Annotated in this window: 9 protein-coding genes and 1 pseudogene; all 10 read left to right on the top strand. The window is 28.9% G+C overall.

Annotated elements, in window-relative coordinates; translation table 4 throughout:
• Positions 1–26: 26 nt before the first annotated feature.
• The 10 genes and pseudogenes from hprK (at position 27) to GOQ20_RS00675 (ending at position 13,180) form a co-directional block, all read left to right on the top strand.
• Entirely contained in the window at positions 27–956 is a 930-nt protein-coding gene (gene hprK / locus GOQ20_RS00720; protein ID WP_167845009.1) for an HPr(Ser) kinase/phosphatase, read from the top strand.
• Entirely contained in the window at positions 956–1,939 is a 984-nt protein-coding gene (lgt, locus tag GOQ20_RS00715; RefSeq protein WP_167845008.1) for a prolipoprotein diacylglyceryl transferase, read from the top strand. The genes hprK and lgt overlap by 1 nt, the downstream gene beginning before the upstream one ends.
• A gap of 41 nt (positions 1,940–1,980) precedes the next feature.
• Positions 1,981–2,916 (top strand): NAD(P)/FAD-dependent oxidoreductase, encoded by a 936-nt coding sequence (locus GOQ20_RS00710; RefSeq protein ID WP_167845587.1) that lies wholly within the window; start codon positions 1,981–1,983, stop codon positions 2,914–2,916.
• A gap of 215 nt (positions 2,917–3,131) precedes the next feature.
• Positions 3,132–4,805 (top strand): IS1634 family transposase, encoded by a 1,674-nt coding sequence (locus GOQ20_RS00705; protein WP_443093812.1) that lies wholly within the window; start codon positions 3,132–3,134, stop codon positions 4,803–4,805.
• 237 nt (positions 4,806–5,042) lie between these two features.
• Positions 5,043–5,183, top strand: coding sequence for a hypothetical protein (locus GOQ20_RS00700; protein ID WP_167845007.1), 141 nt, complete (start codon positions 5,043–5,045; stop codon positions 5,181–5,183).
• 657 nt (positions 5,184–5,840) lie between these two features.
• Positions 5,841–7,124: a BMP family ABC transporter substrate-binding protein gene (locus GOQ20_RS00695; RefSeq protein ID WP_167845006.1), complete on the top strand. Its 1,284-nt coding sequence runs from the start codon at positions 5,841–5,843 to the stop codon at positions 7,122–7,124.
• A 74-nt stretch (positions 7,125–7,198) separates the two neighbouring features.
• Positions 7,199–9,112: an ABC transporter ATP-binding protein gene (locus GOQ20_RS00690; RefSeq protein WP_167845005.1), complete on the top strand. Its 1,914-nt coding sequence runs from the start codon at positions 7,199–7,201 to the stop codon at positions 9,110–9,112.
• Complete coding sequence (locus tag GOQ20_RS00685; protein WP_167845004.1) at positions 9,078–10,664, top strand: ABC transporter permease; 1,587 nt, start codon at positions 9,078–9,080, stop codon at positions 10,662–10,664. The genes GOQ20_RS00690 and GOQ20_RS00685 overlap by 35 nt, the downstream gene beginning before the upstream one ends.
• Before the next feature lies 1 nt (position 10,665).
• On the top strand, positions 10,666–11,643 hold the full coding sequence (locus GOQ20_RS00680; RefSeq protein ID WP_167845003.1) for an ABC transporter permease: 978 nt from the start codon (positions 10,666–10,668) through the stop codon (positions 11,641–11,643).
• Between the two features lie 442 nt (positions 11,644–12,085).
• Positions 12,086–13,180: pseudogene (locus GOQ20_RS00675) on the top strand (IS30 family transposase).
• Positions 13,181–13,193 lie beyond the last annotated feature (13 nt).

Genomic DNA, 13,193 nt, shown 5'->3' with positions numbered 1-13,193 from the left:
TGATAAAAGAAAATATAGAGGTTAGAATGATTAAAACAAAAGTTAATGTAAAAGAAGTTATCAATTTCTTTGAACTCAAATTAGTCAACACTACTAAAGAACTTAATTACAATGACATTTTGGTTCCTACTATTAAACGTGCAGGTCTTGAGCTTGCTGAAAAAATCTCAAATGGTAGAATCAACATGAACGTTATTGTTTGAGGAACTAGTGAAAACTACTGATTTAAAAATTTAGGTAAAACACAAGCTCAAGCTTCAATTCATCACGTACTTCAACACCAACCACCACTTTTACTTTTATCAAAAGGAGTGGATGAAGAGGTGCTTGAATGAATTATTGAAGTAGCTGATATGTATAAAGTACCAGTATCACATATGAATTCGTCAACATCTCAAATTTCAATTGATGTTAGTTTATTTTTAAATAATTTCTTCTCAGAAGAAGCGCAAGTGCATGGTTGCCTTGTTCTTGTTGGTGGGGTTGGAGTTATGATCATTGGTGATAGCGGAGTTGGAAAAAGTGAAGCAGCTCTCGAACTTGTCCAAAAAGGTCATATTTTAATTAGTGATGATTCAGTTATCATTAAAAACGTGGGAAATATGTTCATTGGTAGATCTCCAAAAATCACTCGTAATATGCTTGAAGTTAGAGGGATTGGAATTATTGATGTTAAATATACCTATGGAATTAGATCAGTTGCTTCATCATGTCAAATTAACTTAGTAGTCGAACTTGTTAAAAAAGATCGTCAAAATGATCTAGATCGTCTTGGTATTGAGATTTTAAAATACCCTGTGCTTAATCGTAGTATTAAAAAAATTATGGTTCCAATCAAAGAAGGTGGATCAGTTGCATCATTAATTGAAGCGGCTGTAAGTACCTACTTATCAAGACATGATGGACTTAATGTGCTTGAAGAAATGGAACGTAGAAGAATGGAAGGAGATAATTAATGAACACACAAGCAGTACCTTCGTGAGTGCCAGAAGTTGCTTTTAATGCTGGTCAAGCGAAACCACTTTTTACTATTGGTTCATTCTCATTTCAACTATATTCATTAATGATTATGCTTGGGATTTTATGTTCAATTTTATCGATTGTTTTCTTTTGAAATCGTGAAAAGTATAAAACTGAAATCTTAATGACTTTTATAATCATTACTATCCCTACCTCAATTATTGGTGCTCGTTTAGGGTATGTTGTTGAGGAATTGATTTATAGCGATAATCCTTTTGCTGGCTCAGCTTGATGAAAAATTTGAGAAGGTGGACTTAGTATCCAAGGAGGGGTTTTAGTAGCTGCTTTCTTTGATATTATTTATGCTTATTCTCAAAGAAATGAAATCGATTTTAGAAAAGTTATTTCGTTTATTATCCCAACAATTTTAATTGGACAATTTGTAGGTCGTTGAGGAAACTATGCTAACCATGAAGTATATGGAAAAATTGATTGAAGTGGAAACAGTGTTTTAGTCTTTGGTCAATCATTTGCCTCAAATATGTATATTTCTGATGCATATACAACTTCATTAGGACTAGAAGGAGCTTATAGATATCCTCTTTTCTTATATGAAGGAATTGGAAACTTAGTTGCTTACTTAATAATAGTGTGAGTGTTTAATTTATTTGGAATTTTTAGACCTGGAACTACTTCAGGAATGTACTTTACATGATATGGTCTTTTACGTTTAGCAATGGAACCGCTTCGTCAAGAATCATATTCACTTTATTCAAATGTGGCAATTGGATTTATTATCTTAGGTCTTTTAATTATTGTTTACTTTGAGTTCTTCTCAAGAGTAAATTACATTAAAACTTGAAGAAAATACTACTTCCATTATGAATATCAAAACCCAGCTAAATATGAAAAATGAGTCAATAAAACTCAAATCAGTAATGTATTTAGTTCAGTTTTTGCAAAATTCAAAAGAAATTAACATTTAAATTTGTTAATTTCTTTTTATTAAAATTAAGGAGAATAAAAATGAGTAAATTATATGATATAGCAATAATTGGTGGTGGACCAGCAGGGTTAAATGCTGCTTTATATGCCTCAAGAGCTAATTTAAATGTAGTTTTTATTGAAAAAGGAGCTCCTGGTGGGAAACTTTCTTCAACAAGTAAAGTAGATAACTGAATTGGAACTGAAACAATTGAAGGGTGACAGCTTGCTTTAAACTTTTTTGAACATGCTAAAAAATACGGTGCAAAATATAAATATGGAAATGTAGTAGAACTTAAAAACCTTAGTAAATTCCACAAACAAGTAATTTTACAAAATGGTGAAGTTGTAGAAGCAAAAACAGTGATTATTGCTTCAGGGATGCAAAATAGAGTGCCAAGCTTTATTAAAAACTTTGATAATTACTTATCAAAAGGTGTAAGTTTCTGTGCTATTTGTGATGGACCACTTTTTAGAGATAATCCAACTCTTGTCTTAGGAGGCGGAAATTCAGCGGTTGAAGAATCTATCTACCTTTCTAAAATAGCATCAGAAGTGCATATTGTAACTAAAGATCCTGAATTTACAGCTGAAAAAAGACTTGTAAATGACTTATTAAAATTGCCAAATGTTAAAGTATATTATGATTCAACAGTAAAAGAATTACAAGGTGAAGATCAATTAGAAAAAGCGATTATTGTTGATAAAGATGGTAATGAGCACACTCTTGAAATTGCTTCATTTTTTAGCTACATCGGAATGATCCCTAATGTTGATTTTATTAAAGACCTTGGAATTACAGATGCAAAAGGATTTATAATTACTGATGAAGAGATGCAAACTAAAATAGAAGGTATTTTTGCAGCTGGTGATATTAGAGTCAAAGAAATTCGTCAAATAGTAACAGCCGCAAATGATGGTGCCATTGCAGCAAAGAAAATTTCAGATTTAATCAATTCAATTGATAATTAATATTTATTCAAAACACGACAAATAGGATTTTTTATCTTCATTTGTTGTGTTTTTTCTTATCTTTTTTGCTTTTCTCGTTATAAGGGAATAAAAGTTTCTTAATTTTACCTGCGTTTCCCACTTAAGTGAGTTTTTTTACATTTTCGCAGCAGTACATATTTATCTAATAAATATGTAAAAAACCTAGTAATTTACTAGGTAAAATATGATATAATATGTGCATGCAAGCAAAAACAAAAGAAAAAAGAACATGAATATTGTGTGTTTCTAAACAAAAAGCAGGTACATATATACAGGTCGGGTGCAGAAAAATAAAAGGCACAGGATATGAAACGAGATTTGGGGTTGGATATGAACATGACTTTGAGAAGTATCAAAAAAATTCAATTGAAAAAATCAAAATGCTTGTTAAAGACATACCTTTAACAACTCCCAAAGAAGAAATTATTGAAATTATTAATCAAAAGTTTAAAGAAAACAAAAATGATCTTGTTGAATATAGAAAAAGATTTAAGGGATATGAACTTGTTTCTTCGTTGGTTGATCATTTTGACATTTTTAAAGACTGTCATAAAACAAAATCAGTAAGTTTAAAAGAAGTTGTGATGCAACAAATTTATCAAAGATTAAAAGAGCCATTAAGTATTTTAGGCACTTTCAATAGTCTAAAAAAAGAACAAGAATTTGTTTATTCTAAAAATTCTTTTTACAGATCGTTAGATTACATCGCTGAAAATAGGGGGCAAATTTTACAAAATGTAAATTCAGTTCTTGTAAATGAACACAAAAAAGATGTAGAAATCATATGATATGATTCCACCACTACTTATTTTGAAACTTTTAGTAGAGAAGGGTACAAAAAACCTGGTTATTCAAAGGACGGTAAGTTTAAAGAAGATCAAATTGTTATTGGGCTAGCAACTGATTCAAACGGAATTCCACTACATTACAAAGTCTTTCCTGGAAATACAACAGATGCAAACACATTCATCCCTTTTGTCTTGGAAATTCAAAAAATATATAAGATAAAACAAATTACAATTATCGCTGATAAAGGTATGTCTTTAAACAAAAACATCAGATTTTTAGAGTCCAAAGGTTTAAAATTCATTATTTCTTACCGGATGAAAACAGGAACAAAAGACTTTAAAGAATTTGTTTTAAACCAAGAAGGTTATATTCATTCTAAAACCGGTTTAGTGCATAAATCAGAAGAATTTCTTTCTCAATATAGAAACGGTAGAATCAATGGAAAAATAAGAAAAAGAATCATTACTTTTAGTAAGAAGAGAGCAAGAAAAGATGCAGAAGATAGACAAATTTTAATCAATAACTTCCTCAAGAAAGCTAAAAACGGAAAAGTTTCTTATGAAGATATTGCAGGCGGGAAGAAATATAGATTCTTTAAAGCTGTTGACAAATCTGGTTATTATGAACTTGATAACGAAAAGATTTTGCAAGATGAAAAATTCGATGGATATTATGTTTACGAGACAAATAGACATGATTTAACTCCTGATCAAATTGTAGATTTATATGCAAAACAATGAAAAGTTGAAGAGAATTTTAGAAGCTTAAAGAGTAGATTAGTTCTTAGACCCATGTATTTATCAAGTTGGAAACACATTACTGGTTATATCTGTCTTTGCTTTTTAAGTTTAGTTTTAATGAAATTCTTAGTTTTCAAAATTAATGATTTAATAGGTTTATCTCAAAAAGATAAATTTACAGAACATAGATTAAACAAAATGATTAATGACATTATAGAAGTTGAAGAAAAATTCAACAATAAAACAGTCAAAATTTTCGATATTAAAGATAAAAGTTTGGAAGATAGTTGAAATGACTATCTATTAATTCAAAAAGTTTTAGAAATGATTAAAAAGTAAAAATAAATATCCGCTTCAAACGGATATTTTGCTTTTTATACTAGCAAGTGGGAAACGCAGGAGGGAATAAAAGTTTCTTAATTTTATGTACTTTTTAGAAAATTTCTATCGCTAAAACCAAGCAACCAATTCAACTATATTTTAGACATATTCACGGAATAAAAAAACGGGGAAAAATTCTTATGTTGCATTAATTAAAATTTTTATTAGTTATTCAAAAAAATTGGAGGGAAGTTTATGTTAAAAAAACTATTAAAACTTTCATCAATAGCCATTGTAGCAACACGGGTTTTAGCTGTTGCGTCATGTGTAGAAAAAAATAAAAATGATGAAATAGGTGAAATGAGTGATCAAAAAAATATAAAAATTAGTCATTAAATTATCAATAAATGTAACAAAAGGTCATCGCCCAGCTGCAGAAGAAGAAAAAGAATTTGGTGAATTAATGGACAAATTAAGACAATCTATGGGTTATGAAGAGCTTGAAAAAATTTGCTGTGTTAGCAGTAGAAAAAGCTAAAGTAGAAGTGACAAGATTAGGACTTGCTCCTTTCAAAAAAATTGTATAAAAAATGAATTACATTTCTGTAATTCACATAATACCTACCAGTAGCATTTATTTTTACATCCTTTAATTTGTACTGTAAAATCAAGCATTTATTATTGATTCATTATTAAATGATTAGCAAACATTTAAAGTTATAAGATAAGTTAACATTCCAATAATTGCTCATCTATTTAAGAAAGAAATTAACAAATATAAAAAAGATATTTTAAAACAAGTTTAAATAAAAGGTTAAAAACTTTAATAATAATTACTATTAGTAAGATAATTTGGAAATTTTTCACATTTATTTTTGTGCGTTCATATTAATAATAACAAATTTTTAATTTTTCGTCCATTTTGTGAGATAAAAACTTATAAAAACATCAAAATAAAAATAATATTTGCCAAAGAAATTTAAACATAACCAAAAAAGTTTAAATGATAATAAGATTTTTATATAAATAAAATTTATTATTAGGAGATAAACAATGGCTAAATTCAAAAAAACTTTACTTTTAGGTGGGTTATCATTAGTAAGTATTTTACCAATGGTATCAGTTATTTCATGTAATGACGAAGATGATATAACACAATATATTGCTCAAAAAGATCGAGTAACAAATATTTCAACTTCAGGTGAAAACTTTAGTAGCGCTGATGTAACAGCAGCTATGAAAGACTTAAAACCAGTTTTAATTACAGATGAAGGAAATGTTGATGATAAATCATTTAACCAATCTTCATGAGAAGCACTTTTAACTGTATATGACAAAACAAAAATTCCAGTAAGTTTTGTTAAACCTACAAATTATGCAAATGCATATAATGCTGCACTTCTTTCACACAACAAAATTTGAATTCTTTCAGGATTTAAACACCAAAAGCCAATACAAAAATACATTAAAGAAAATAAAGCTGCTTTACAAAAAGAAGGTGTAAAGATTATCGGTATAGATTTTTCACTTGATCCTTCACAATTGGATGGATTTACTGAATTTTATGGACTTAACTTTAAAATTAAGGAATCAGCTTGAATAGTAGGTTATGCAACAGCTAAATTTTTAGGAGATAAATACCCTACTGATGCAGCAAAAAGACTTGTTACATCATTTGGTGGTGGAGAATTCCCTGGAGTTACTACATTTAATGAAGGGTTCTTGAAAGGTCTTTTATCTTTTGCTAAAGAAAACCAAAACAAAAAAGTAACACATACAGATGAACTTAGTTTAGATTCAGGATTTCTACTTGATGATGCAATGGCAACAGTTGTGACAAAACATATCTCTACAAATGCGGAAGTTATTTTACCTGTCGCAGGACCAGGAACATTTGAAGTTATCAAAAACAACAAAACAATGAGCATCATTGGTGTTGATGTTGATCAAGCTTTATCATCACCGGAAAATGCAGGAAGATTCTTAACTTCTATTACCAAAGGAATAGGACAAGCTGCATATGATGTTATTACAGAAATTATTTTTGGTAACAAAGCAAGAACTCGTTACTTACAAAATAAACAAGCAAATTCAATAATTTCTTTAGAAGAAGGATTTAAAGAAGGGTGAGTAGGATATTCACCATCACACCTTAAAAATGAAGCAGATAGAGAAAAAATGAATGCTGCATTAAGAGAAGCTGATGCTAAATTCAAATCTTTTGACAATGCAAAAGTTGGATACATCAACTCATCAAAAGCTACTGAAGATGGGGAAGATATTGCAAGCCAAGCAGAAAGATTAACAGCTCTTATTAATGCAATTAAAGCTGCATAATAACACATTACATAAATTTAAGAAAAATAGGGTCTCCCTATTTTTCCAATATTAATACATAGAACGGAACTTATATGAATGCTATTGAATTTATAAACATTTCCAAAAGTTTCGGTAATATACATGCGAATAAAAACATTTCTTTTGAAGTAAAAAAAGGTACTATACACGCACTAATTGGTGAAAACGGTGCTGGAAAAAGTACGTTAATGTCTATTTTATTCGGTCTATATGAACCGGATGTTGGAACGATAAAAGTAAATGGTAATCCAGTGTTTATTAAAGATCCTAATGATGCAAATAAACTTAGGATTGGAATGGTGCACCAACACTTTAAACTAGTAGATGTTTATACTAACTTGGAAAACATCATCTTAGGTGAAGAAATTGTTAATAAAAACACAAGAACAATTAATTATGAGCCTAGCATTGTTAAAATTAAAACTATTCAAGAAAAATTTAATTTACACTTTGATTTAAAGGCTCTTAGCGGAAAAGAAAGTGTTTCTGTTCAACAAAAAGTTGAAATTATGAAGATGCTTTACCGTGATTCAGATATCTTAATTTTTGATGAACCTACCGCAGTTTTAACTGAACAAGAAATTGAGGGATTATTAGAAACTTTTAAAATCTTTAAAAACCAAGGAAAAACAATTATTTTCATTTCCCACAAACTTCGTGAAATCGAAAAAGTTGCTGATTATGGGACAGTTATTAGAAAAGGTGAAGTTGTTCAAAATTTCAAAGTTTCTGATGTGACTAAAGAAGATATGGCTAAAATGATGACTGGTGGGGATGTTGAAGTTATTCAAAACGCCTCAAATCAAGAAACCTTTGAAGAAGAAGATGTTGTTTTAGAACTAAAAAATGTTTCTACGGCAGGAGAAAAAAATCTTAATAATTTAAGTTTAAAAGTTCATGCTGGTGAAATTTTAGCTATTGCAGGAATTGAAGGAAATGGTCAAAGAGATTTAGAGTATGTTGTTTCAGGGATGAAAAACCCAACTTCAGGTTCAATTAAAATTAAGCCAACTGAATTTATTAAAGAAAAACATAACTTATTAAAAGAAAATTACAAAAAAAGATCCATTATTCTTTGAATCTTTACGGCTTTAGTTCTTTGTTTAACTATTATCCTAGGTTCTATTGGAGGATATAGCAATTCATTGGAAACTAAATTACTTTTTAAAGAATCACATGTAATTTTCTTAATTTATGCAGGAGTTTTCTTTGTTTTTTCAATTGCTCTAGGTCTTTTTGGATTTAGCTACAATAAAAAATACTTGATGCTGAAAAAAGAACAAGAAAACAACAGCATAGATATTGCAAAATACAACGTCTTAGACATATCAAAATTAGGTCTTTCATTAATCCCTTCTGATAGACATAAACATGGTTTAGCTCTTGATTACAAAATTTATGAAAACACAATTCTCAGAAGATTGTGAGATAAATTTTTTAATTATTTTGGTGTATTAAAAAACAAAGCAATTAAAAAAGAAACTAACAAAATTCTTGAAAACTTTGATGTTAGAGGTGCAAGAGAAGGATATTCTGTTGCTAGATCTCTTTCAGGTGGAAATCAACAAAAATTTATTGTTGGGCGTGAAATGAGCACACCTCACGATCTTATCGTAATTAATCAACCAACACGTGGTTTAGATGTTGGGGCAATTAAAAATATTCACAATAGAATATTGAAAGAAAAAGCTAATAAAAAAGCTATTTTACTTATTTCTTATGAACTTGATGAAGTTCTTGCTTTAGCTGATACTATCGCTGTAATTAATGAAGGTGAAATTATAGCAACAGAAAAAGCTAATAAATTAAGTAGAACACAAATTGGTTTATTTATGTCTCATAAAAATGGGCAACAAGAAGAAATAAAAGATGAACCAAGTGATAATAATATAAACAATAATTTAATAGTTAAGGAACAAGGAGGGGAAGAAAATGAAACAGATTCTTGAACAATTTGAGTCCTTTAGAAGAAAAATGATTTTCCCTGACAAAAAAGAGAATAGAAGAAAAGCTTATTCTGCAATTTGAGCTATTATCTTTGGGTTAATTATTGTTTCAATAATCTTTTATTTAACAAAAATTATTCAAAATCCTTCTGCTGCTTTTAACAAATTAAACCCATTTTGACTTTTTATCCATATTTTAAAAGAACCATTTGACAAATTATTTAGTTATCCCCAAAATAAAGGTATTTTAATGTACTTTATTATCTTTGGGTTTTCAGGATTAGCAGTAAGTTTTGGCTTTAAATGTGGATACTTTAATATTGGTGGACCTGGTCAAATGACACTTCCTGCTGTGGTGATGTTCGCTATTTATTTAAGCATAAATAGAAATGGTGAGCCACTTTCAATGAGTTTTTTACTTAGTATGCTATTTTTATCAATTTTCATTGGTTTTATGACAGCAGCAATTTCAGGAATTCTAAAAGCTTTCTTTAGAGTGCATGAAGTTATCTCAACCATTTTCCTTAACTGAATTATTTCGTTTATTGCTGGTTGAATGATTCTTCATAAAAACAAAGTATTTGGTGAAATTGAAAGCATTGGACCTTCAGGGTTAGTTATTTCAGTAAGTAATGAAATTAGTTTTAATTTTATGATTATTGGAATTGTCGCTTTTATTTTAGTGGCACTATCAATTTTCTTTGTTTATTCAAGAACAACCATTGGATACAAAATCAAACTTGTTGGACTTAATCCTTCAAATGCTCAATATGTAGGAATTAACGAAAAATTAATGTGTGTTTTAGTGCTTGGTATTTCAGGAGCACTTAACGGAATAGCTGGATTTTTCTATTTCTTATTTATTGAAAATGGAATTAGTGACAAAATTGTCAGTCAACCAATTTTAATCGCATTTGACTCAATTGCAATTTCTCTTCTTGCTTTAAATGGGCCTATTGGAGTCATTTTCACTTCATTTTTATACTCATTTATTTACATTGCAAAAGACTTATTAGCACTTGTAGGTGGAATAAGAACTGTTGATAGTGAGTTTTATAAACTTGTACCAAGCCTTATTTTATTCTTAGGTGCAATGTCAGTGATGTTCTTGAAATTTAGACCTATAAAAACATTAATTAAATATTCATACTTGATAACTCGAAAAGAGTTTTGACACAAATTTAAAGAGTTTCATCAAATTATCTGAAAAAACAGAAAAGATAATTGAGGAAAACTTATGACTTTAAAAGCAGAACACCTTAAAATATCGTCTAGCGCAAACAAAATACGCAAAGAATACGATAAGTATGTCGATAAAATGTACCAACAAGCAAAACAAGCAATCACAAATGAAGAAAGATTAGACATTTACAATCAAATGTCAATTGAGAAATTTAATTTCTATGAAAAACTACAACAATTAGGAATTAATAATTATAGGGATGCTAAAAATGTTTATTTAAACAATAAACACGAAGCTAAGAAAATATATAAAGCTTACAAAGAAGAAGCTTACCACTCATTTATTGATTTAATTAATGCTAAATGAACAAAAATGATAGGAGTAAATTAAGATGCCTTGAGGACCTTTAGTTTCTACATTTGTGTTTATTTTCTGCATCCTTATTTTAGGTACGATTTCAGGAATTTTCTCTGAAAGAGTTGGGATTGTCAATATTGCTATTAATGGTTTCATGATTTTTGGTGCCATTATGTATATGATCTTACAATTCTTAGGAACACACGTTTTTGCAGCAACATACGAAAATAAAAAAGTAATTGGACATGCTATTTCGATGTGATGACAAGTATTAATTATTCCGCTTGCAGCGCTATTAACTGGTTTATTTGGATTTTTATTTGGTTATACAACTATTAAATTAAAATCAAACCAAGTTGTTTCAGGATTTGCTATTAATATTTTAGCTATCGGGCTAGCAGCTATTACAATTTACATTTTAAGAAAATACCAAGACGAAGGTCAAGTTGTAAGTAATTCAGGAACTTTAGAATTAGCGCTTGGTCAATATCCAACTATCAAAAGCATTGTTTCATTTAAGCTATTTATTACAATTGCAATTATCATTGCTTCATGATTTGTGCTTAGAAAAACTAGATGAGGTCTAAGATACCGTTCAATTGGTGAAAATCCACAAGCTAGTGATGTAGCTGGAATTAACGTATTTAGAATGAAATGAATTGGATTATTTATCTGTGGTTGCATAGCTGGCGTTGGAGGTTCTATTTTCGCTACTTTACGTTTAAATGAATTCTCAACAACTGCTGATGTGCAAGGGATTGGTTTCCTAGCTTTAGCTATTATGATTACTGGTCAATGAAAAATTAGTATTTCAACTATTATCTCACTTATTTTCGCAGCTCTTTATTCATTCTCATACTTTGGAATTAGTAGTTTTGATTCAATTAAAAAATTTGAAGAATTATTCAGAGCACTTCCATTTGTAGTGACCTTAATTGTTCTTTTTGCAACATCAAAAAAATCAGCGGGTCCAGCTGCAGCTGGTGTTGCATATGACAAATCAAAACGTTAACCTACTTAATACATTTTTAAATCAAAAGCACCTTTCTAATTAAAGATAGGTGCTTTTGATTTAATATTTAATGAATTATGTAGAAACTTGAATATCAAGCCAAGAGGAATTTAACAATTGAGGAAACTAAATTTATAGATGCTTTGAATCTCATAACTATAATGAACAAGTATCAGAAATTACAAATAATTTAGATCCTTCGCACAAAGAGTTGCAGAGTTACACAAAATTTACAGTAATTTTTAAAAGATTGTAACTTGAAAACAAATGAAAAAAATGCCTATAAATAGGCATTGCTCGATTGTAATTTGCATTGCAACGCGAGGGGTCAAAAACACAAGAAAAAAGGCATGGCTAAACGCCGCGCTTTTTTTCTTGTGTTTTTGTTTCTTTTAAATTTATTAAAATTTTTTTGTGGTGTTTTTGCAAAGGATCCACATAAATGAATTATAAAAGAATTTGTTTCAAAAATAGGGCACAACTAGAACTTTTTTTAAAAGATTATTCGATTTCTTTAGAAAAAATTGCAAAAATTCTTGGTTTTTCAAAATCTACAATATGAAGAGAAATAAAAAATAATTCGACCGAAAATGGGTATATAGCTGAAGAAGCTGAAAACAAATCTAAAATAAGAGAAAAATGAAAATATCAATTTAAATTGGAATCTGATTTTTATTATTATAAAGACTTCACAAAAGTATTTTTAGAAAACTTTGACAATACTTATTCAGGGGTAAAAATTACCTGATTCAAAATAAAGAATCATTATGATTTTCCAATACCTACAATAAAAACAATTTACAATTGAATGAATAGTGGTTTATGAGCTTTGACAATAAAAAACAAGCTACGTCCACGTTATAGAAAAGGTGGAAAAAGAATTGGTGACACAATAACAAGACTTGCAGGTAATAGATATGTTATACCAATAACTTTTAGACCTAAAAATGTTAATGATAGATCTGAATTTGGACACTGAGAAGCTGATTTAATTGTTGGTAAAAAAGGAAAAACCACTGCACATTTATTAACCTTTGAAGAAAGACAAACTCGTTATGGATTGATAAGGAAAGTACCTGACAAAAATCCGTGAAATGTGGCAAAAGTGTTGTTTGAATTAATTAAAGAAAAAAGATTAAATGTTAAATCTATAACTATTGATAATGGACTTGAATTTAAGTCGTTTTTCATGATTGGTTATAGGTTGCAAATTAAAATTTATAAAGCTGATTCATATGCTTCTTTCTAAAAAGGATCAATTGAAAACTTTAATGGTTTAATAAGAAGAAAATATCCAAAGAAAACAAATTTTAACAAAATATCCGATGAAGAAATTATGGAAACAGAAAAACAAATAAACAATATGCCAAGAGAAATTCTTGATTATTTTTCAGCTGATGAGTTGTTTTTCGATTTGAATTATTATAAAAAACCTTGAGATTCGAAAATACAAGAAATCCAATTATATGATCGTGCTTTTAGAAAAATAAAGTCCAATACTGAAAGAAACAAATTCTTCAAATGATATAAAAAATAATTCATAAAATTTA

This window comes from Mycoplasmopsis gallinacea (assembly GCF_012220205.1).
GTDB classification, from domain to species: Bacteria; Bacillota_I; Bacilli_A; order Mycoplasmatales; family Metamycoplasmataceae; genus Mycoplasmopsis; species Mycoplasmopsis gallinacea_A.
The sequence above is the reverse complement of the archived record's forward strand: the minus strand, read 5'-3'. Positions and strand labels throughout refer to the sequence as shown.